Source organism: Salinicola lusitanus, from assembly GCF_038648475.1.
GTDB lineage: Bacteria > Pseudomonadota > Gammaproteobacteria > Pseudomonadales > Halomonadaceae > Salinicola > Salinicola lusitanus.
In genome coordinates this window covers 651220-671947 of record NZ_CP151919.1, presented here as the reverse complement: position 1 = coordinate 671947, position 20728 = coordinate 651220, and the positions used below count along the sequence as shown (strand labels likewise).

General features: G+C 62.5%; 28 protein-coding genes. 4 read left to right on the top strand and 24 right to left on the bottom strand.

Features of this window, described 5'->3' with window-relative positions; all coding sequences use genetic code 11:
- Positions 1–42 precede the first annotated feature (42 nt).
- The 13 genes from AAGT95_RS03085 to AAGT95_RS03025 all read right to left on the bottom strand — a co-directional run bounded on the left by AAGT95_RS03085 (position 43) and on the right by AAGT95_RS03025 (position 6886).
- Entirely contained in the window at positions 43–933 is an 891-nt protein-coding gene (locus AAGT95_RS03085; protein WP_342595508.1) for a DNA adenine methylase, read from the bottom strand.
- The gene (locus tag AAGT95_RS03080) at positions 930–1427 is read right to left on the bottom strand and encodes a hypothetical protein (protein ID WP_342595507.1); all 498 of its coding nucleotides are present in this window, start codon (positions 1425–1427) and stop codon (positions 930–932) included. The genes AAGT95_RS03085 and AAGT95_RS03080 overlap by 4 nt, the downstream gene beginning before the upstream one ends.
- Entirely contained in the window at positions 1424–1720 is a 297-nt protein-coding gene (locus AAGT95_RS03075; RefSeq protein WP_342595506.1) for a hypothetical protein, read from the bottom strand. The genes AAGT95_RS03080 and AAGT95_RS03075 overlap by 4 nt, the downstream gene beginning before the upstream one ends.
- Before the next feature lie 145 nt (positions 1721–1865).
- Positions 1866–2090 (bottom strand): TraR/DksA family transcriptional regulator, encoded by a 225-nt coding sequence (locus AAGT95_RS03070; protein ID WP_342595505.1) that lies wholly within the window; start codon positions 2088–2090, stop codon positions 1866–1868.
- On the bottom strand, positions 2083–2382 hold the full coding sequence (locus AAGT95_RS03065; RefSeq protein ID WP_342595504.1) for a hypothetical protein: 300 nt from the start codon (positions 2380–2382) through the stop codon (positions 2083–2085). The genes AAGT95_RS03070 and AAGT95_RS03065 overlap by 8 nt, the downstream gene beginning before the upstream one ends.
- Position 2383: 1 nt before the next feature.
- Positions 2384–2638 (bottom strand): hypothetical protein, encoded by a 255-nt coding sequence (locus AAGT95_RS03060; RefSeq protein ID WP_342595503.1) that lies wholly within the window; start codon positions 2636–2638, stop codon positions 2384–2386.
- A 14-nt stretch (positions 2639–2652) separates the two neighbouring features.
- On the bottom strand, positions 2653–4998 hold the full coding sequence (locus tag AAGT95_RS03055; RefSeq protein ID WP_342595502.1) for a replication endonuclease: 2346 nt from the start codon (positions 4996–4998) through the stop codon (positions 2653–2655).
- Positions 4995–5426: a hypothetical protein gene (locus tag AAGT95_RS03050; RefSeq protein WP_342595501.1), complete on the bottom strand. Its 432-nt coding sequence runs from the start codon at positions 5424–5426 to the stop codon at positions 4995–4997. The genes AAGT95_RS03055 and AAGT95_RS03050 overlap by 4 nt, the downstream gene beginning before the upstream one ends.
- 53 nt (positions 5427–5479) lie before the next feature.
- Positions 5480–5875, bottom strand: a complete 396-nt coding sequence (locus AAGT95_RS03045; RefSeq protein WP_342595500.1) for a hypothetical protein — start codon at positions 5873–5875, stop codon at positions 5480–5482.
- Positions 5876–5950: 75 nt separating this feature from the next.
- Positions 5951–6196 (bottom strand): ogr/Delta-like zinc finger family protein, encoded by a 246-nt coding sequence (locus tag AAGT95_RS03040; RefSeq protein WP_342595499.1) that lies wholly within the window; start codon positions 6194–6196, stop codon positions 5951–5953.
- Positions 6193–6390 (bottom strand): hypothetical protein, encoded by a 198-nt coding sequence (locus AAGT95_RS03035; RefSeq protein WP_342595498.1) that lies wholly within the window; start codon positions 6388–6390, stop codon positions 6193–6195. The genes AAGT95_RS03040 and AAGT95_RS03035 overlap by 4 nt, the downstream gene beginning before the upstream one ends.
- Positions 6391–6435: 45 nt before the next feature.
- A complete protein-coding gene (locus tag AAGT95_RS03030; protein ID WP_342595497.1) occupies positions 6436–6645 on the bottom strand; it encodes a hypothetical protein in 210 nt (69 codons plus the stop codon).
- Positions 6646–6655: 10 nt separating this feature from the next.
- The gene (locus tag AAGT95_RS03025; RefSeq protein ID WP_342595496.1) at positions 6656–6886 is read right to left on the bottom strand and encodes a DNA-binding protein; all 231 of its coding nucleotides are present in this window, start codon (positions 6884–6886) and stop codon (positions 6656–6658) included.
- Between the two features lie 127 nt (positions 6887–7013).
- Between AAGT95_RS03025 and AAGT95_RS03020 the strand changes: the two genes are divergently transcribed.
- The 4 genes from AAGT95_RS03020 (at position 7014) to AAGT95_RS03005 (ending at position 10184) form a co-directional block, all read left to right on the top strand.
- A complete protein-coding gene (locus AAGT95_RS03020; RefSeq protein WP_342595495.1) occupies positions 7014–7709 on the top strand; it encodes a LexA family transcriptional regulator in 696 nt (231 codons plus the stop codon).
- A 115-nt stretch (positions 7710–7824) separates the two neighbouring features.
- Positions 7825–8295: a hypothetical protein gene (locus tag AAGT95_RS03015; RefSeq protein ID WP_342595494.1), complete on the top strand. Its 471-nt coding sequence runs from the start codon at positions 7825–7827 to the stop codon at positions 8293–8295.
- A 204-nt stretch (positions 8296–8499) separates the two neighbouring features.
- Positions 8500–9159 carry a hypothetical protein gene (locus AAGT95_RS03010; protein ID WP_342595493.1) on the top strand — a complete coding sequence of 220 codons (660 nt, stop codon included), beginning with the start codon at positions 8500–8502 and terminating at the stop codon, positions 9157–9159.
- A 53-nt stretch (positions 9160–9212) separates the two neighbouring features.
- Positions 9213–10184, top strand: coding sequence for a hypothetical protein (locus tag AAGT95_RS03005; RefSeq protein WP_342595492.1), 972 nt, complete (start codon positions 9213–9215; stop codon positions 10182–10184).
- Here AAGT95_RS03005 and AAGT95_RS03000 read toward each other — a convergent pair.
- From AAGT95_RS03000 to AAGT95_RS02950, 11 genes are all read right to left on the bottom strand, one after another.
- Positions 10181–10609, bottom strand: a complete 429-nt coding sequence (locus AAGT95_RS03000) for a thermonuclease family protein (RefSeq protein ID WP_342595491.1) — start codon at positions 10607–10609, stop codon at positions 10181–10183. The two genes, AAGT95_RS03005 and AAGT95_RS03000, sit on opposite strands and share 4 nt — an antisense overlap.
- Positions 10610–10951: 342 nt before the next feature.
- Positions 10952–11956 (bottom strand): phage late control D family protein, encoded by a 1005-nt coding sequence (locus AAGT95_RS02995; RefSeq protein WP_342595490.1) that lies wholly within the window; start codon positions 11954–11956, stop codon positions 10952–10954.
- Positions 11953–12396, bottom strand: coding sequence for a phage tail protein (locus tag AAGT95_RS02990; RefSeq protein WP_342595489.1), 444 nt, complete (start codon positions 12394–12396; stop codon positions 11953–11955). The genes AAGT95_RS02995 and AAGT95_RS02990 overlap by 4 nt, the downstream gene beginning before the upstream one ends.
- 11 nt (positions 12397–12407) lie before the next feature.
- Positions 12408–15221, bottom strand: coding sequence for a hypothetical protein (locus AAGT95_RS02985; protein ID WP_342595488.1), 2814 nt, complete (start codon positions 15219–15221; stop codon positions 12408–12410).
- 9 nt (positions 15222–15230) lie between these two features.
- Entirely contained in the window at positions 15231–15320 is a 90-nt protein-coding gene (locus AAGT95_RS02980) for a GpE family phage tail protein (protein ID WP_425356064.1), read from the bottom strand.
- 68 nt (positions 15321–15388) lie between these two features.
- Complete coding sequence (locus AAGT95_RS02975) at positions 15389–15724, bottom strand: phage tail assembly protein (protein ID WP_342595486.1); 336 nt, start codon at positions 15722–15724, stop codon at positions 15389–15391.
- 61 nt (positions 15725–15785) lie between these two features.
- Positions 15786–16298: a phage major tail tube protein gene (locus tag AAGT95_RS02970; RefSeq protein WP_342595485.1), complete on the bottom strand. Its 513-nt coding sequence runs from the start codon at positions 16296–16298 to the stop codon at positions 15786–15788.
- A gap of 15 nt (positions 16299–16313) precedes the next feature.
- A complete protein-coding gene (locus AAGT95_RS02965; RefSeq protein ID WP_342595484.1) occupies positions 16314–17486 on the bottom strand; it encodes a phage tail sheath protein in 1173 nt (390 codons plus the stop codon).
- Positions 17487–17662: 176 nt separating this feature from the next.
- Positions 17663–17995, bottom strand: coding sequence for a hypothetical protein (locus AAGT95_RS02960; protein ID WP_342595483.1), 333 nt, complete (start codon positions 17993–17995; stop codon positions 17663–17665).
- Positions 17992–18609: a tail fiber assembly protein gene (locus tag AAGT95_RS02955; RefSeq protein ID WP_342595482.1), complete on the bottom strand. Its 618-nt coding sequence runs from the start codon at positions 18607–18609 to the stop codon at positions 17992–17994. The genes AAGT95_RS02960 and AAGT95_RS02955 overlap by 4 nt, the downstream gene beginning before the upstream one ends.
- A complete protein-coding gene (locus tag AAGT95_RS02950) occupies positions 18609–20720 on the bottom strand; it encodes a gp53-like domain-containing protein (RefSeq protein ID WP_342595481.1) in 2112 nt (703 codons plus the stop codon). The genes AAGT95_RS02955 and AAGT95_RS02950 overlap by 1 nt, the downstream gene beginning before the upstream one ends.
- Positions 20721–20728 lie beyond the last annotated feature (8 nt).

Here is a 20728-nt window from a genome sequence, read left to right as displayed (position 1 = left end):
GATCCCGGCAAAGGATCCCTGCGGCGCGGGCGTGGTGCTGGTTCATGCAACACCCCCAAACATATCGACTTGTTGCTCGAAGCGGTCTCGAGCGCGAGCGGCCTCTGGCGATACCCATAAGCATTCGAGACGCTGTACCGATCCCATCCGCGACGATCCGGTCGTGGACAACGTTAGTCGCCGCCATCCCGGTAAGTTCTCGTCATAGAGTGTCGATTCGTAGCCGCTCAGTAGCACCATCCCTTTGAGATCACGCAGGCTTTCCAGCAACGCGACATGATCGTCGACGGTCATCTCGTGCCGGTAGTAGCGGTGGCTTCCTTGCGACCGCGTCTCGGGGAGATAGGGCGGATCGACGTAGTGCAGCGTTTCGCGTGAGTCGTGCTGTCGCATGACGTCCATGGCCGGGCGGTTCTCGATCACCACCTTTCGCATGCGTTCGACGTAGTGCGGGATCATGTCGGCGACACGGTTCCAAGACTTGGCCACGTTCAGATGATCGCCGTCGGGGCGCGTGTAGGTCCGCATGCCCGATCGGCCACGGGTTGCCCCCGCGCTGCCGAATGACGACCACGCTCTAAACAGGGTGCGCCGTGCTTGCTCGACGGGTTCGTCGCTTCTCATCTGCGCGAGATCGAACTCGGCTCGCGCGTATGGCGTCAGCTCACAGAGGGCGCGGAGACGTTCGGCGCTCGCCGGATTCCGTAGAACCTGAAAGACGTTGGCCGTTTCTGAATCGAGATCGTTGTAGACCTCGCTGCGTACCGGCTCCTTCCGCACCAAAACGGATCCGGCACCGCCGAACGGCTCGACGTAGACGGAGTGCGGCGGGAACTGTCCGATAATCCAGTCCGCGATACGATGCTTGCCACCGTGGTAACGCATCACCGGCGGTAGTGGCGCGCCGGCCGCGCGGGAGCGTTGCTGGCTCACGCCTTACCCCCTTGGTCCTTTCCGGCCTGCCGCTCCCAGATGCTCGCCGCTTCTCGGAACGCTCGCATTCCGGCCCGGTAGCACCGATCAGCGGCCGAACACTGTGTGGGTCCCGAGATTTCCATACCGATCGATTCGGCCTCATGACCGGTTGGCCCGCCAGATGACTCTGAGTTGGCGTCCATCCAGTCCGCGACCTGACGCATAGCGGCCGCCGCCACCCTCGTATCTCGCTCGCGCAGATAGTCGGGATCGGCCTGCGTGGCCCAATCGCGGCGGGCGCGCATCACGGCGTCGGCGATCTCGGTCGGGCGGCTTTCCTTCAACGCGTGGTAGCGTTCGGCCGAGTCCTCGCCGAGCGCCAGCGCTTCGGTCAACATGTCGCTGGTTTCCTGCAGGCGATGAGTGAGGCGGCGGCCCTGTTCCTGTGATCGCTCGAGCTGATCGCGCAGCATCGTGACCTCTTGGCACAGCTCGTCGTAGCTCTTGTTCATGCGTCACCTCGGCGCAGATGCTCCGGATACTGTTCCTCAAGCATCCCGATCACTGCCTGTCCGTCGGGGCATAGTGCTTTCGCTACATCCCTGAGATGTTCCCGGTAGCTATCGCGTTCAAATGCGAGCCGCTCTACCAGCCGGCGGAGTTCGGTTTCCTCATCTTGCGCGCGGGTGAGCGTATCACCGTGGTCGAAAAGGCCTCCGACTGATGACCAGGTGCTGGTGTAACACTGCGCCTGCTCCATAATCTCGCAGGCTGTGACGCCGAGACCTTCCTGTCTACCAGACATGGCGGCCTTTCCCTCTTCACTGTTGTCGCAGATGCACTCGCTCTCGAACTCCCCGCACTCAGTGCAGTGATTCTCGATATAGGTGCCGTCGTAATTGTCTCTCTGCCAGTCCGGCGGCGGTGGCGGTGTGGGTCGCCATCGTTGTCTAACGCACATGGCGACTCTTCTCCTCTCGGATCGACTGGCAGTCGATGCAGGTGGTTGCCCAGGGTGCGGCCTCGCGGCGCGCCGCCGGGATCTCTTCGCCGCACTCTTCGCATTCAAGCTTTGCCCAATCGATACCGGTGAATTCCGGCAGCCGATGGCGGGCGAGTGAGTTTGCGAGGTGGTGCTCGATGACGGCACCGGCGTTGTCTGCTGGATCAGCCATTGGTCGTCTCCCTTTCATGATCGAGCTGTGACCGTAGTGACTCGATCTGTCGCATCAGCTGCTGCATGCGTTGGTTGTTGATGCATACGGCGTGCTCGAAGAAGGCGCGGGCCGCGTCATCGAGGTTGTCGCCCTCGAACGTCGTGTAGCCGTCCTTGTCGATGTGGATGCGAGACCCGGCGACGTGGATGGCGTACGTCTGGGGAGTCCAAGCTAGATAGAGCGGCTTACCATCGGCCCGGAAGACCAGCTGTGATCCATCGACCGGGATGGTTTCTTGGCGTTCGTTCATATCACTCGCCCCAGTAGGTCAGTTCTTCGTCAGCGGCCGCTTCCGGCTCTTGCTGATTGAAAAATTCCGGGTGCTGCCGGCGATCGTTCTCGCTGTCGATCCACGCGGCTTGCGCCACCTGGCTCGCTGCGTCATTGCCGGTTCCGGTGCGCTTGTGAATCCGCAGAGCAAAACGCCGGCACCATTCATCGCGGCCCAGCAGGCGCTGGCGTTCGGCGTCACGGGCGCCGCGGTCGATCATTCGTTCGGTCTGCATTGTTCGATCTCCTGTCAGATTCCGTCGGGGAAATACTCGGGGACGCCCTGCCACTCGGGCGGGGCGGCGTTCTTGTGCCGCCGGACGGCGGCTTGAATCATTCGGTGCTCGAGATCGGCGTCTTCCATCTCCTGCCGGACGTGTTCGCTGGCGCGCCACTCTCGATAGCGTTGGAGTTGGGCCTCCAACTCCTCCGGGGTGAGTTCTTTCGGAGTCAGAAGGCTCCGAGGAATGAGGCTTTGGCCGGCCCCCGTGCCGGGGTCCGTACAGTTAGTGACACAAGTCCAAGCCGATCCGGCTTCGCCGCGATCGGAACCCCCAACCCCTGAAAACCCGCGCTTGGGCCGAACGTCCCAGCGATACAGGCGGGTGAGGTATTCGGCGGTGCGGCCCTTGTGGTCCTTCACCACCAGGCCTTTGGGCACCTTGATCTCGTCGCCGTAGCGGCCGCGCTCGACGATGCTCCGGTTCACCTCGCCGGTGGCGTGGCTGAAATCGTCATCGCCGGCACCGGTGCGGAAGGCGGGAATCGACCAGGGCTTGATCGGCTGGTCCTTGCGCGGGGTGTTCGGCCCGCCCATCAGGCGGACGAACTGATCCCAATGGCCGCCCAATGCGGCATCGCGGATCTGGTGCAGCACCCGCGCGATGGAGGCGCGGGGCTGGGTGGCTTCTTCCCACGCCTGCAGCTCGTCCTGCTGCTGTTCGGTCAGCCGGCGCACTTCGCGCCAGACGGTGACGCTGGGCAGGCCGAGGAACTGGAACTGGCGAATGCCCCAGGTTGCCGCCCACGCCTCGATGCGTGGCGCGCTGTCGGCGAGGTCGTGGCCGTAGCTGTCCAAGTGGTCGCCGTCGACGCCGGCTCTGCTGAACTGCTCGCCATTGATGTTCTTGCTGATGTACTTGGCCACGTAGCCGGCGGCGGTGCCGCGCTTCGGGTCGATCCGCTCCACCTTGAAACGGGCGGTCGTGCGCTGGCCGAAGCGGTCGAACAGCTCTTCGGGCGATTCCGCCTCGGCGTAGCTGCGCAGCGTCTCGGTCACGGCGTCGACATGGTCCGGCTTCGCCCAGACGAGTAGGTGCCAGTGTGGGGTGCCGTCGTGATGGGGCTCGACCACGCGAATGCCGTAGATACCCAGGCCATCGCGGGCGAGCGACGCGCGCACTTGTGCCCATAGCTTCTGCAGGTGCTGCTGGGCGTCGCGCGGCGTGCTGCCGTCGTATTTCGGGTTGCGCTGGGAGCTGCTGGCCAGCACTGGGTGAAACCGGGACGGCGCGGTCACGGTGAAGAACAGGCCGACGTGGCCCAGGCGCATCGCCTCGACCTCGGTATCGCGGATCCGCAGCATCAGCTCGGCGCGGCGGTGGTCCGGGTTCGCCAGCCCCAGCTCGGCGAGTTCGGCGAGGGTGTAGGTCTGGTCGTTCTGGTTGATCGCCTCGATGGTTTCCAGCAGCGCGCGGTTGCGCACCTTCTGCGAGCGGCGACGCTCGACGGTGAGGTCGCTGCAGTAGATCCCCGCGCGCTTGTGAACGCGGCGGGCCTCGCGCATGACCTGCTCGATTCGGCGGCCGGTGATGCGGCGCAGCTTGCGTCGCCACCACTTGTCGCACCCCAGCCGAGAGACTTGGGCGGCGCGCTGCAGCTTGGGGCTCGGCGGCGTGATGCCGTGGACCCGAGCGCGCTCCCGTGCCTGAGCCAGCGCCATTTCGTCGGCGACGGCGATGGTCATGATCGGCGCGCGCTCCCACTGGAACACGGCCATCAGCGGCACGCTCGGTGCCGGCGGCGTCAGCGGGTTGCGGGCTCGTGCGATCAGCGTGGCCATGTGGCGCGCCTGGGCGGAGATCGTCTCGCCGTTCAACCGCGGCAATCGGCGGGGCGGTGGCAACAGGCCGAGGCGCAGGCGCCGGTTATGGCTGGCGATGCTGCCGATCAGCTTATTACGGACCTCTTCCACGCCCAGCGCCTGGGCCTTGGCGTAGTCGACCAGGGCATCATCGTCGTGCGTCGCATTGAGCGAGCCCACGGTCAGGCGTTTCTCGACATCGGCCAGCCAGACGCACCCGGCCTTCAGGCCCTCGATGGTGGTATTGCCCTGACGGCGGATCTCGGCAAACGCCCGGCGCAGATCGTTGGTGACGATCTCGAAGCGGCGGAGTACGTGCTCCGGCTCGATCAGCTCGGCGGCGTGACGTGCCAGCCAGCGGTTGCCCGCCGCGTTGCCGTAGCGTTTGGCGACGTGCAGAAAACCGGCGGCCAGATCCTCGGCGAGCGATGGCAGCGGCTCGAAAAACGATTCGTGCCGCCACTTCAGGCAGTCGGCCGTGCCCCATTCGCGGGACTGATCAACCGCGTTCACTCGGCCCCCTGCTCGATCAGGTTGAGCCAGTGCGTGGCGCCGGCGTGGTCACCTTCCTCGAGCGCGCTACGGGCCATGGCGGCCAGCGCTCGGCTCGGATGAGCCTTGCGTGGCGTGCCAAGGCGTCCGTTCAACTGCTGGGCGTAGCGGCTCATGCGGCCAATCGCAGCGCGGATAGCGTCGCGATCGTGCTTGCCCATGCTCTCGATGCTGCGCAGTGCATCTTTCGGCTCCATCCCTGCGCTCGCCGCGACTGCTTTGCGCTCGGCGAGTTTCAGCCCGGCCCATAGCTCGGCCAGATCCCTGTCCTCGGTGCGGGCATGCAGCTCGGCGCGCAGCGCGCCGAAGCCGGCGCGGCCGTCCGTTTGGACGAGCTGCAGGTGATTTGCAGGCGTAGCGGTGGTAGCCGCGCGATGACTGGTCTGCATGGCGGAGTCCTCAAGCATCGGGAGATGGCGCCGCTGGTCGCGGCGCGTTGGCGTTACTGATTCAGAACGACCGGGGTCCGGGTATCGTTGTTGACGACGCGGGCGCGGCCATCGGCGCGGGCTTGTTCGAGCGTTCGCATCAGGTCATCGACGGTGAACGCTACCGCTCGGCCGCCGGTGGTGCGGAGCACCACGAGATGGGCAGTGCTGGCGTCGATGTCGATGCTGGCGAGCTGGCTCACGCTCGAGGTTTCGGCGTACGCCTGCAGGGCGGCGATCTCTGCCGCGCGCTCGGTCATCGCGTATTCGCTCATGAGAAAAAGCGTCAGCTCCTCGATGGCGGTGACGCGATCAAGGCGATGGCCATGACGGAACATCCAGCCTACGGCGGCGTTATCAGGGTCCAGCTGTATGACGCGAGCGGCGCGGGCGTTGGTGTCGATCGGCATTGCGATAGCGGTATTCATCTTTTCGGCTTCCTAGTAGGGGTCGCCCCTCTCTCCGGGGGCTTTGGCGATGGCCGTTCAGTCGTTCATCGTGGCCAGTTGGTCCATGTAGGCCCGGCGTCGGCCTGGCTCCATGGGGATTCGGATATCGGCGTGCGGTGCTCTGCTGGGTGCCAGCGTTAGCGCAAACTCGACGTAGATCTTTCCGCCCCAGCCGCAGCGCGGGTTGGTGCACTGGGCGTAGACTTCGTAGAACACCGGCGACGGGCGTCGGCTGGTTCGGGTGATGGCCGCTTCGGCGCAGTGGGGGCAACAAATCCTCACCGAGGACCTCCTTGAATTGGGTAAAGTGCGCGGCCTCGGCCGGTCAGTGCTGCGGTGCCTTTACGCAGGCGGCGACGGATCAGGAACTCATAGGCTTGGTCGAGCGATTCCAGGCCCTCCTGCACGCGCACCCGTTCGAGTTGCGTCTCCAGTTCCGGGTCCAGCGGTAGTCGCAAATCGTCTTGAATCGGCATGGGTGCTCCGTGGGTGCTGAATGAGTGCCTCTTTTGGGCCTGCCATCACTCCGCGTGGTGCGCGACACTGGTTCCAGTCGCGGCAAGATCGTTGATGCCCAGCGTTTCGAGAGCTTCTTTCAGCGCCAGCTGGCGCAGCAGCGTGGCTCGCGACATGCCGGTGTAGTTGACGAGGGCATCGAACAGCGCACGCTCGTACTCATCGAGATTGATCGCGGCGTAACGGGAGCGAACACGACTAGGGTCCATGTGCATGACGCGATCCTTAGAGAGCCGGGCGGGCAGCCGCCAACGACATTGGTGATTCGGGGAGAAAGCCTTGTTTGATGCCCAGCAGTACGGCTGCGCGATGAGACTCACCGCGAAGACCTTTCTTGCGGCCGGCGAGTAGGTCGCTAACAAGGTTCGGGTTCAGGTCGTTGATGCGGCTGAATTCGGCAAGGCTGATGCCGCGCTGATCCAGTCGTTCTCGGGCTTGAGCGAGTGACAGGGGCATTGTGGTAACCTGCGTGTTGGTTAGTGTTGGGCTCGTGTGGGAGCGTGTTAACTGTGCAGTCACACTAATCGCCAAAATGGCGTTTATCAACACAATGGCGATTGTAATTAACTATTAGGCGATGGCGATGATCGACAAAAAGGCAATCGCTGGGGGGATTCTTGAGCGGATGAAAGCCGCTCTAAACCTCTCATCTGACAAGGAAGTCGCTGAATATTTTGGGGTTTCGCCGACTTCTGTCCACAATTGGCGTCGACGTGGCAGCGTGCCCTATGACGAGTGCGTCAGTTTGGCGATCGCCAAAAAGATAAGCCTCGAGTGGCTGATCTTGGGTGAGGGTGATCCTGGGGAGTCATCGCTTTATGTCGCAAACCGAGCGGCCCCTTATTCCACGTTTGGCGGTTCCGAAGGCCAGGCTGTTCCGCTGTACGATGTCGAGGGGGCCGCTGGCGCTGGGCGTTCACTTGAGAACGAGAGCGTTGTCGGCACCTTCACAATCGACTCCGAAACGCTGACTCAACTGGGCCTCGTCGGTGCGCGGCTGGCCGGCATTCGCGTTCGCGGTGACTCCATGGAGCCGACGCTGTTCGATGGCGACTGGACGTTCGTCAATCTGGACGATACCAACTTCGCCCAGGCCGGGGTGTTCCTGGTGTGGGTGAGTGGAGAGCTGCGCATCAAGCGCGTACAGCGCCTGGCCGGCGGGGCGATGTACCTGATCAGTGATAACACCCACTACGAAAAAGAGATGATCCGCCGCGGCCAGATGCAGGACGTCGCGATACTTGGCCGGGTGAAGACGCGGCTGGGTGAGATCAGTTGATTTAGCGGTACCAAGGATCTGCCGATAGGCAAATAGGGCTATATCGCCCTGTTATGCATCAATCACGGCATCGAAGCGGACAAAGAGCCGCGCTACTACGTAAGGGAACATCAGCATGCTCAATCGTGCTCTATTCGGCCTGGGCCTATTGTCGGCGAGCGCCCTCACACCGCTATTTGCAGATGAGACGACCTCGTTTTGTGCCAGCGAGTGGCCCAACGATGCTGATATGCGCGATTACTGCGTGGATGAGCAGCGTTCAGCTGCTCATCAGTTCGGCCAGAAGTCGGGTTCGATTCGGGACGCTTGCGCCGACGAATGGCTACCCGATTATGAAATGGCGCTCTACTGCTACAACGAGCAGAGCGCGGCCCGGAATCGACTCGCTTCCGATAGTACCGATGAGGTCACCAGCCATTGCCAGTCCGAGTGGGGCAGCGACCACGAGATGGTCGAATACTGCATCAACGAGCAGCGATCGGCCCGAGATCGGTTAGCTGATTATCCGGATTCGTTGGTGTCGTCTTGCCGGCAGGAGTGGGGGCAAGATTACGAGATGGTTGAATACTGCGCACAAGGGAATTGAGGGGAGCTTTTCATGGGCTGGACGTTGGCAGTTGTGGCAGTTCTTATTCTTTCCGTCGTCGCGACCTTTCGGGCTATGTACATTCAGCGAGTCAATGGGCGGGGCGTCATCAGCGGTTTCTTTCTATCATGCTTGGCCGGTGGAATCCTCGGGGGGATGTCATTGGTACTTCTCGGCATTATCTACTTGGTCGTGCATTGATTCATGAAGGTAAATTATCTAGGGCCGTTGGCCGAGTGCGCCAACCATCCAGCCATTCAGGAAATGCCGATTAGCGATCTGCCGGCCTCGAGCTTTCTGGTTGAGGTTGCCCCGGATGCGGGTGTCGACGGGGAGCTGATGGAGGGCGACGTGCTGGTCGCCGACGAAAACCGCATCACCGAGTACGGCGATGTGGTGTTGGCCTGCGATGAGTACGACGAGATGCGCGCCTACCACTCTCACCGGGTCGGCGGCTGTCTGCGTCTGGTGCCGATGGGCGGCGGCGAAGCCGTGCCGGCGTCCGCGCTAGATTGCGTGGGCGTGGTAGTTCGACGGGCGCGCGATCCCGCGAATGAGATTCAACAGGGGACTCCACCTATGGCGATCACGCTAGCCGAAGTGTTTGAGCCTTGGTTTAGCTTATCGACCTGGAGCACGCCGAACCCAGCCGACGCGCGGCGATTCCATGAGTGTTGTGCGCGGTACCTCGATCGCGGTGGCAGCATGTCCGCCTACACATTCGCGGAGACGTTGCGCGTGGCGATCTCCCTGCGCCATAGGGGACGGTGGGACGACTACAGCGAGCAGGCGCTACAGCGGCGAGCGAAGTGTGCCGAAGCAATAAGCGAATTTATGCATGATGCTTTCCAAACTCCTAGATAATGCGAAAAGATGGGAGTCAGGTGGCAATCGATCTATAAACCTTGGTCGGGGGAATGATGGATCTAAAAGACGTCAAAAACTTTGAGTCATATGACGAGATTGCAGCGTTACCCGGTTACGTGGATGACCTGCCATTTGAGGAAAGTGAGTATCAATCGCTACTGGGGGGTTACCGTCTTTCTCCAAAGTTGAAATGCTGTTTTCGCAGGAAAGCAGGAGTTTGCCATACTCAACATAATGTAGGTTTTGTCATTCGCCTCGTCGATGGTTCTGTGACAGTCGTCGGTAATGAGTGTGTTCGTAAGCTGGCGTCAGATGAACAGCTCTCGCTCGATGCTGAAGCATTTAAGAAAGAGCAGCGCCGTAAAGATCAGCTCGAGTTCGTCCTTGGCCGGATCGATGGAGAACTGCCTGAACTTGATGACATATCAGCATTGGGGCACCGCCTTTCATCTTGCCGTGCGCTTCGAAAGTCAGTTTTTGCAGGACTGCCCGCCATTGTTTCTCGACGACTCGAAGGCATGGGCCGTTCTCTACGCTCTGACTTGACGGCTAGTTTCATTGTTAAGCGTGAATATCGCGATGAGAATGGTGAACTTCAAATTGAGACTGAACGTCAAAGATCGAGAATTTATCAGTTTGTCGGTATTCGATTTATCAACGACGCGGCGCTTAGGTCTGCATCAAATCATGTCAGCGAACTTGTTGGTTTCAGGAAAGCCTATGATGGCATCAAGAAAAGTACATCTGGTCGCCGCCTTACAGAAATTTCTAAAGGTCTTTCCCGCTATAAACGCTTGATTAGTGAAGTGGAGCAAGTTGAGAAATACCGTGATGAATTCCTCACCAACGATCTAAGATATCTAGCGCTGATGGCGCCTGACAGGGATGATCAGCTAGAAGCTTGCCAGTTCGTAGGGAACTTTTTTGATGGTTACGAGCGAAATCCTGACAAAATGCTAAGGGAATTGACGGCTGAGATAATGAATGCTTCGGGGGCACACTCAATGGACGTAGCGGTTTAACTGCACCATCCGTAACGATAACCCCCCTGGTAGGGGCGGCCCAATCCCGCCTCGATCAGTCCGGTCGCCAGATCCTCGCCGTCGATCATGACTCGCGCGGCGATCCGGAAGTACTTCCCGCGCTCCAGTTCTTCCAGCTCGATATGATCCGCGCCGCGTAACGCCGCTACCGTGAACTGTTTCGCCTGGCGTGCGAGGCGCTTCTCGGTGTCGCATTGCGCGCGTATCTCGGGTGTATCGACGCCCTTCACGCGGATAGGAATGCGTTCGCCGATGATCGCCGGCCAGTCGGCAATATCCGCGCGGAACGTATCGCCGTCGTAGATGCTGGTGACGCGCTCGACCGTGGCGCTGCCGTAGTCGGCCTGGGCGGCTGTAGCGATGCACAATGTCATCAGTAGTGCGGTGATGATCCTGGTTGCCATGCTGTCCTCAATCAGAGCCCGGCGCCATGCGCCATAGGCGGACGGTGACGCCTATTGGTAGCGCGGCCCCGATCAGGTAGCAATGATGGCCAGGTTTGTCCGCGTCGGACCAGAGGTAATCGCTCAGCGTGCAACGGCCGGAGTAGATCCGCCCATTCCAGACCACGTGATAGTCGATGCGGTCTCGCTGGGGTGGTGAGCATCCCGCGCGATCCATCCAGCCGCGTTCGATCAGCCTGTCTCGCCAGCGCGCGATATGTTCGGGGATCTCTGACATAACGGTTTACCGAATACTGTTTAAAAATACAGTATCCGGTAGATCGCATCAGACTGGCAACCGGGTCAGGACGGCGCCTTGGTCTCGAACTGGAGGCTGCTGGTGTAGCCGCCATCACCGATGTCGTGCCTGACCTCCACCAGTAGCCACTCGGTTTCCTCGATCTCGCGCTTCCAGCCGACGCATCGCGCCGGCGTCTCCGGATAGATATCGGCGCGGCCTTCTGCGAGGTTGAGACTGAATTCCCCCGTGCCGCGTTGCAGGCGCTGCCATTCCGACTTGGCGGCGGCGAGGGCGTCGTCGGCGCTGGCGTAGGTCGGGCGTAGTCGCTTGGCGTTTTCGTCGGAACCAGCAATGACGTCGCGCTTCTCGGCGCCGTCAGCATCGTGCCAACTGGCGATAACGCCGGAGTAGCTGTCGCGATCGCTCACGCTATAGCGGTGCTGGTCGCCGTCTTGCCGGCGGATGATGATCGGCGGGATCTCGAGGCCGGTTGCGGTGGTGGCCTGCCCGGCGGGAATGAACAGCAAGTTGCCGGCTTTCACGGTAGCCACGGCGTCATACCGCTCGGCCAGCCGAGTGAGGAAGTTGATATCGCTTTCTTCTGTCTGGTCGATGTGGGGAATGCCGACGACGCGCAGCGCCTGGCCGATGCTGGGGCTCAGGTCGTGGCGCTTGGCGATGGTGGTGACGATGTCGCCGATGGTGGTGCGGTGCCAGCTCTGCGTGCGCTTGACTGGGAACTGGCCGCGCAGGTTGGCGCTACTGGCGCGGATCGAGAGCCTATCCGGGGCGCCGGAATGCTCGACCTCGTCGACGATGAAGGTGCCGCGCTGGGTCAGCGGCTCGCCAGTCCAGCCGATGGCAACGTGGATCTCGACGCCGCGCCGGGGCAGGGCGAGCTGGCCGTCATCGTCGGTCAGCACGATATCCAGCTGATCGGCCTCGAGGCCGCGCCGATCCGTCAGAGTGAGGCGCTGCAGGCGGCCGCGAACGCGCGGGGTGATCTGCTGCCCGTTGATCGCTAGACGGTAATCCGGCGAGCGTGCCGGTCTGCCGACGCTGCTCATGCCAGTGCCTGCGTGGCGGCGCGGATTGCGGTTTCGCTGAGGGTGCCGAGCAGCTCGCGGCGGTCATCGTCGATGCGCGAGAGCGAGAGCGAAAATGTGATGTGCTGGGCGGCGCCGTCGCGGAAGTGACGGTCGCTGCCTTCGTCCATCGAGTCAATGGTGTAGAGCCCATACATGCGCCCGGTGCCCTCGATCAGCGGCCACGCGGCGCCCTGTTCGCCCATGGCGCGCAACTGGTCGAGATTCATCTGGCCACCGGTGAACTCGGGATACAGTTCGCCGGAGAGCGTGATCGTGTCGCTGCCCGGGCCGAGAAACTGAATGGCCGGGCGCTTGCCGATCCGCGAGAGGCTGGATTGGCGCCATTGGGTCTGGCGCTGCAGCGATTGGTAGGCGGCGGTGGTGAGTGAGAAGACGAACATGCCGTAGACCATCATCATCAGTTCGATCCTCAGTCGTTGTCGTAGAGATTGCGGCGGGTCCGGGCCGCGGCGTCACGTTCGGCAGCGGCCAGGGCCCGCTGCACCTCGGCGGCGACGTAGCGGGCCAGCGCCTGCTCGTCCATGCCTGGCGCGGGGTGCACGTTGATGTCGCCAATGGTGATCTGGACATTACCGCTCGCCGCCGCGGCGATGGGCGGGCGAGTATCCAGCGCCACGCTCTGCCCGGCGTTGAGCCCGGGCATGGCGGCCACTGGCAGCGACGCGGCGCCGATGGCGATACCCGCGCCGGCCTGGGTGACACGCCTGGCGATCTCGGCCACGCGGCGCACCGGCTCTTCGCGCTTCTGATCGAGCCCCTGGTTGAACCCTTCGACGGTGTAGCCGCCGATCTCCCGGAACGCTCGCGACGGTGAGTTGATCCGGAGCAGCTCGCGCGCCTTGTCGATGGCACCGTTGGCCATGTCACCAGCGCGGTCGGCGACAGCGGACGCGCCGCTCTTGATGCCTTCGCCGAGGCCCGCCGCGACGTCTTTTCCCGCGCTCCACATGCGCGAGGGGAGCGACTTGAGGTAGGCGATCGCTTCGTCCCACTTCTGCTCGAGCTGGCCCATCAGATCCCAGTCGCTAACGAGACCGATGACATAATCGATGGCTTTGCCGGGGGCGTCCTTGAACCAGTCCCAGAGGCTGGTGATGCCTTCCCACGCCGCGCCGAGGCCGTTGACGATGGCGTCGCCCAGGGTGGCGATGCTGTCCGGCACTTCGACACCCAGCTTTCGCAGGATGGCGATGACGCCCTTGTAGACGAGACCCAGCGGGTTCCAGTTGAACAGCAGGCGCATGACGCCGCCGACGCCACTGTCGAACGCGGCTTTGACGTCGCGCCAGCGATCCGCGAAGAACTCGGCGATGCCGTCCCAATTTCGATAGATCAGGTACGCGGCGCCGGCGATGGCTGTGACGGCGAGACCGATCGGGTTGAGCAGGAACGCCCGGCCGACCACGGCGACGATCCGGCCGAGCCATTTCAGCGACCCGCCGAGCGCCTTGATGCCACCCTTTGCGAGTTTGCCCAGCAGCGAATCGGCACCCTTGGCGCGTAGACCGACCATCTCCATCGCCCAGCGGGTCGCCGCGAACGGACCCAGCAACGAGGCAATGACGAGCGTCAGCCCACCGCATACCGCGACCACGGCGGCGATGGCGGCGGTGACCTTAATCAGCCACGAGACAAGCTCGGGATTGGCCTTGATCCACGTTACCACGGCGTCGCTGACGGCGATGATGTCGTCGCGGACATCGCGCAGCACGCGCATCAGCTCGCCGGATAGCGCGCGTTGGACGCGCTTCAGCGCCGACATGGCGTTATCGCCGAGCGTCTTCGCCATCTCGTCTACCGTGCCGGTGACATCCCCGAGCCCCTCTCCGGCGCCGGTCAGCCCTTTGAGGAACTTGGGGATCTGGTCGACCGACAGATCTTCGATGGGCGTGCCGAATAGCGCGATGGCGGTGTTGGCGCGCTTGGCTGGATCCTCGATGGCGAGAATCGCCTGGGCGGTTTGCTGCAGGGCTTCCCGCGCGATCGGCCCGCCGCTGGCGATGGCGTCCGACATGGCCTGGGCGTTCAGGCCGACCGATTCATAGGCCGACACGCTGGCCTTGCTCATGTCGGAGCCGCGAATCGTGAACTCCTTGAGCGCGTCACCGGTCTTGTCGAGAGCGAACTTGCCCTGACCGGCGGCGTCGACGAGAAGGCCCATTGCCTGCTTACCGTCGAAGCCTAGCGCGCGGAAGTTGGTCGAGTACTCGTGCAGGATCTCGGGCAGCTCGTCACGCATCTCAACCGACACACGCTGGAAGCCGGCGCCGATCAGATCCATGGCGGCATTGGCATCTTTCGCCAGGCCGTTCTTCACCATGAGCTGAGCGGTCTGCACGGATTCAGCGACGTCGGTGCCGAAGACGTCGGAGAGGGTCAAAGCGCGCTTGGTGATGTCGGTCAGGCTCGCCTGGCTCATGTCATCCAGCGAGCCGAAGGCAGCACCCACGGCGGCGACAGCGTCGCTGATCTGCTGCATGTCGGCACCGCGTCCGGTGCCGTAGACGTCGGCGATGACGTCCTGATAGACCACGCCCCGATCCGTGTCCTCGCCAAATTGCGAGGCCAGCCGGGCGCCGGACATCTCGGCGGAAAACGCCTGGTTGGTCAGCGCGAAGACGCCGCCACCACCGGCGGCGACGCCGGTCATGCCCGCGCCGGTCATGTTGTTGGCGCGGCCGATGGTGCGGTGATACTTCTTGGCGGCATCGGCCGCCGCTTTCTGGCGTCGCGCGACTTCGCGCAGCCCGTGCTGCTGTTTCTCGATCTGTTCGTTGGTGCTGCGAATTCGGCGCTGCAGTTCGCGCTGCTGGTCGGCGTAGCTGCCGGTGACGCCCTCGACGCGGGTCATACTCGAGCGCAGGTCACGCAGCTTGCGCTGCTCGTCTTCGTAGCGCTCGGAGAGCTTGCGTGCCTGCTGGATTGCCGCCTTTCGCTCACGGCCGAGCGCGACGGTATCCGCGCCGGCTTCGTTCATGCGGCGGGAGAGGTCGCGGATCTCGTCTTGTTGCTGCTGCAGTGCGCGGGCGCTTTCGCGGGATTGCTCCTTGAGCTGCCGGAATCCGCGCATGTCCTTCTGCGCGCGCTCCAACGTCTTGAGCTGGTCGCGGCTGGCCTTCAGAGCCTCAGCGGTTTCGCCGCTGCCTTCGCGAATCTTCTTGAGCGGGCCGGTCGCCTTGTCGACTGCGCGGAGAAGGACGTCGAGCTTTAGGTTTCCGGCCATCGTGGCGTCCTATCGGGTCGGGGCTTTCTTGGGGGGCTCGTGGCGGAGGCGGGCGCGCTCTCGCCACTCTGTCAATTCCTCGAGCGACATGGTGTCCATGTCGCCCGGGGTCCAGTGGAACACCATGGCGATATCGGCCATGGCGTCATCGACGTGATTGGGTAGCGTCAGTCGCTCGTTTCGCGGAACTTCCGAGGCAGCAAAAAACCGGTAACGGCACCGCCCAGCTGGAAGAGGTCGGCGGGATCGATGTCGCGCAGTTCCGCTTCGGAAAGCGACGGTTCGGTGATACGCGGCAGCACCTTGGTCAGCGCCGTCACTTCCATCTGCAGCACGTCGGTCAGGGAGACGCCACGCAGCGTGCCGGCCTTCGGCTTGCGCACGGTGATCTCGCTCACGCTTTTGCTACCGCGCTTGATTGGGTAATCCAGCGTGATGACGGTTTCGTTGTCGGACTTCGGGGCCGCTTCTTCGTGGGTCTCGGCGATGGCTTGTTCGGTCATGGTGTCGCTCCAGAATCAGGGAAAGAAACCCGGCAACCGGCCGGGCATCGGGTCGTTCGATTTAAAGGCCGAGGGCAGCGCGGCGATCAGCAAGGCGATCTTCGCCTCGCACCTTGAACACGAAGCCGGGCACGTCACGCTCGATGATGTCTTCCCCGTCGACGGTCAGCTTGTAGTAACTGATGGTCGTGGTGATCGACATGGTGTTGTTGTCGCCCTTGCTGCCTTCGCCCATGCCGATGGTCTTGTGACGGCCGCGCACGACGATCTCGACCGGGATGACCTGGCCCGTCTCGTCGCTTTCGTAGCTGCCGTTCATGCGCAGCATCGCGGCGTCGTGAACTGGGGAGCCGAACGAATCGAACAGGCCATCGACGATCAGGCCGCCGGCGGTCCACTCCATCGTCATGAGCTGCATGCCCTGATCGACTTCGATGGGGCCATCCATGCCGCCGCCTTCGTACTCGACCATTCGGCGCGCGAGCTCCGGCAACGTCAGCGAGGGAATCTTGCCCTGCCAGTTGTTGCCGTCGCCGAATAGGTTGAAGTCCTTGAGGATGTTGGGAAGTGACATAGTCGCGGGCTCCTATCAGGCGGCGACGCGCGCGGCGAAGTCGACCAGGTACTGGTCGCTGATTCGCTGCTGCAGCATGAGGTTTTCGAGCGGGGGAACCGGCGTGTAGTCGTAGTCGATGTACAACTTGCCGCTTTTGAGGACGTCGGTGGTGTTGATCTCGCTGTCGAACCACGCGCTACCACCGAGCAGGTAACCCTGGCGCGTCAGCTCGCGCATCTTCGCGTTGATGCCTTCGATGATGTCGCGCGCCAGGCTCGGGTGCATCGGCTTGTCGATCGCCCAGAGGTGGGCCTCGGCCATCGTGTCCGCGAGTACCTGCGCGGTGCGGGTGTAATTCTCGAAGGCGAAGAGCGGATCGTCCGAGCAGGTGCGCGAGCCCCAGAACCGGAAACCGTCACGGTTGATCAACGTGGTGACGTCGGCGGCGTTCAGTACGCCGGCATCGGTCGCCGGATCCTGCAGATCCCAGTAGATGTCATGCGACAGACCGGTAACGCCGTTCACGGCGACGTTGCTCAACGTCTTGTGCCAGCCGGTTTGCTCGTCGATCTTGGCGCGCAGGCCCATTGCTCGGGCGACGGCGGAGAGGTTGCGAGTCTGGGCGGCGTTGACGTCGAAGCCAGTGAAGTCCGGCCAGATCACCATCGCCTCGCGGGCGCCGTATGTCTGGCGGTACATGGTCGCTTCTTCGACCGAGGTGCAGTCGAACGCCGAGAGGTAGGCGAAGGCCCGCAGCTTCTGGGCGACGCTGATCAGAGCGGCGCCGACGTCCTCGTCGTCGAGTTCCGGCACGCCCAGGATGCGCGGCTTGATGCCGAACTTCGCCTGCGCTGCCAGCAGTGCCTGGATGCCGGTCTTCTGGCCGGTGCCGTCGACGTTACCGATGATATTGGCCTTGGTCTCGTCGGCAGTCTCGCCCTCGGCGACGCGAACGATGACGGAAACTGGCTTGGCCTGATCGACGATGGCATCCAGCGAGCGGGCGAGGGTGCCGGTGTCACCAGCCCTGCCCATGGCGGTATAGGGATCGGTGACGAGCACCGGCGTATTCAGCGGAAACTGAGTGAGATCGGCGTCGTCTGCCGTGGCAACCATGCCGATCACTGCCGTGGAAACGGTGCGGATCGGGCGGGTGCCTTCGTTGATCTCGACGACGCGAACGCCGTGATGGTAATCGGTCGCCATGGGCGAGCTCCTGCGCAGGTGGTGGTTCGGTGCATGCGTGCGGCCATGCTTGCGCGGAGGGTGGCGGAGCTCTAGCGGCGGGCGTTGTAGATTGGTGATCTACAACGGAGGGCGCGCGCGGGCATGAAAAAGCCCGCGCGTGGCGGGCTTATCTGGGGGACTTGGATTCGGCTGAGCTATGTCAGAAAGACGCCGGCTCCGATTTGTATGGCGTAGAGCAGTAACAGGCAGACCAGCGCGGGGGTGACCCAGTCGAGCATCGAATCCCGCGTCCAGCCCCGGGCGATTCCCTCCCACCACCGAACGGGCAGCTTCTTTCCCCAGCGCCAGCCACGCGCGACGCCGAGCCGGTACTCGTGGGAAGTGCACTCCCGGGCGAGAAACCAGACGACGGGGATCGCGAACGCGATTAGAGCCGCGCCCGCGACATTTAAAAGGGCGAGTATCGCCCAGGCGACCAGCATCATGACGGCGCCGATCAGCGCGTGTTGCCAGTTCGTTCGGTTCATGCGGTTTCCTCGTTGGGGGTGTCGTTGTTCCAGGTGATCGCCTCGAGCGCGGCGCGGTCCTTTGCCGCTTCGGCGGCGCTGACGGCGTCCTTGAGTCGCCAGCTCTTGGCGAGCAGGCCTTGTTTGAAATTCTTGGCGGCATCGGTGAGCGCGATCATCTGTTCGGGCGTGAGCGTGTAGACCCGGTTCGATTGGGCGCGCAGCGACATCACCGCGCCGGTTTCGCCAGCGGTGCGCAGGTCACGGGCCTCGATCGCCAGGCCGAGCAGGTTCGCTTCATCCTGGTCGGGGCGGGTCTGGATCACGTCGTCGATGCCGTCGGGCAGGGTGTAGGACATGCCGGCAGCGAGAGTGGCGGAGAGGGCGGATTCGATGAGGGCACGCTGACGCGCGGCGACCGACTCGATGGGTTCTGCTGGGGACGGTTGCCAGCTAGGTTGACCAGTATCGTCTCCCACTCGAATCATGCCGCTGGGTGGCTCCCCCAAGCCGAAAATCCGGAACGTCTCGTCGTCGACGTTGACGGCATCATCTGGCCAGGTGCCAGCAGCGATGTAATCGGCCTGCATTTCGGATGGGTAGAACGCGTTCTGCGTTGCGCTGTAATGCATCATCAGTACCCCACGGCGATGTAACGAACGGTTTGTCCCGAGTACGGTTGTTCCGCACCAATCGCGAGCTGGAAACGATTGTTCTCAAGCTGCTCGGCACAAAGCATGGCGCGTGATGATCCGCCGAACTGGAGATTTCCGAACGATGGGATAACCTGGCGACACGCGTTAGGGAACGTGATGGGAAATCCGATCTTCCATGTATCGTATGCGCCACCGGAATTACCACCCGACCGGTTGTTCACTTCACCCCATTGAATGATGGTGCCATCGGGATTTTTGACATATCCGCTGGTTCCTCGGCTGCGCGCTGCATCGCCCTCATGCCAGATATTGTTGCCGTTCCATTGAAGGCCGCTTCGGCTTCCCACAAGCTCCTGATCGAAATTTATTGAATCTCCCTTGTTTCGCTTCCGGCTGTCGAGGCTAATCCTCCAAGCTGAATTATCACTATTGTCGATATCCGCTTGGAACTCGACGGCGCCGCCGACGGCTGTCGATTTGTCCTTGTCCATGCCGAACTGTAAGCCGGCGTTGCCAGCGCCGTCGTTATCGAACAAGTTATGCTCTTTGTTGCCATCAGTGCCGAAGTAAAATTTATTGCCGTTTACATGAAACCCATCGCCTACCGTTTGGTTAGCGGCACCGACCTTTACTGGATTAAGGTTATTGGCATGCCAGAGTTCAGAAAAACCGCCGCCATTACCGACTGATACCTCGTAGCTTCTTTTTCCACGTCTTGTGATTCTGAAGATGTCATCCCCGTTGCCTTCGGGGCCATGAATGAAATGAGTCTCTCCGTTTGCGAACCCGGATAGACGCAGCCCACCGGCGCTTCTGTAGACGATGATAAGTCCTTGGTCGGAATCGACTTGTAACTCTCCCTTGAGCTGGCTCTTGGCGTCGCTTCGAATGAATTGGCTTGCCTGGAGTCCGTCTAGTTTGTCCGCGTCCAGACCTGACCCAGACCCTTGCTTGACGGAAATCGTGGGAATGCTGTCTTTGCTTTTCCCACCGGTTATCTCGATGTTGTTGCCAGCCTGAGTTGTCGCCGCCGTCATGACAGCGTACGGGCCTTCCGTGCCGATAGGCGGCGAGGTCATGTAGACATAGATGCCGTGACTGTGATCGAAGATAACGGCGCCGTCTTCTTTCACATCACCGGCTTCTCGATTGCCGAGCAACAACACGGAATTCGCGACATCGCTGCGCATGAACCGTTCCGAATCCAGTCCGTCCAGCTTGTCCGCGTCCAGCCCTTTACCCGCGCCTTCATCACGGCGGGCTGCCGTGCCCAGCGCCGCGAACGCAGCTTGCACCGTTGATGGGCCGCCGAGTTTGGGCAGGTCGCCCAGACTGATACGGTCGGCGGCGTGGGCGCCGGTTTCCTGTCGGTGCTGGTCCAGCGCAGCTTTATTGGCCGCTGGCGTGACTGCGCGAGTGTTGTCCGCGCCATCCTTGGTTTCCTGGTAGGTCGCGAGTTCGACCATACCCTGATTGGTGGTGTTAGCCGCCGGGTGATTGCGGCTGGCTGCGTGGTCGGCGAGCTGCTGCACCGTGGCGTACGCCTTGAGTACCTTGTCGATGAACGCTTTCAGGGTGCGCGGAACGATGGCGCGACGGCGGTCTGTACCGGCGTCGACCTCGTCCTGGGTGGCGATCTCGACCACGCCCAGGACCGTCTCGGACGCGGGTGGATTGAGAAACGCGGCATCGCCGAACGTGAGCGACGAGACGTCGATATCAGCGATCTCGATATCCGTGGCGAGTAGCAACGTGGCCGGTGCGGCTTTCTCGATGATCCAGTCGTTGGGCTGGCTGGTGTAAGCGAACAGCACGCCGTTATCGAGGAACAGTCCGATCTCGCCGACGCTGTAGGTGTCGTTGGTCTCGTCCTGCAGGGTGACGTGAATGATGTCCGGCGCGACGGTCTCGCCGCCGATGGTGTCCATTCGCTTGATCGGGTCGACCAGGTCGGTGCGAGTGCGGTCGCCGGCCGTGTACTGGCCGCTACCGAGGCCGATCTCTGCAATCCGGCGTGCGCCGGTACCGGTGTTGTCGTCGTTGGTCAGCGCCGCGCGGCCGGCGTCGGTGACAATGAATCGAATCGCCATGGGCTCTC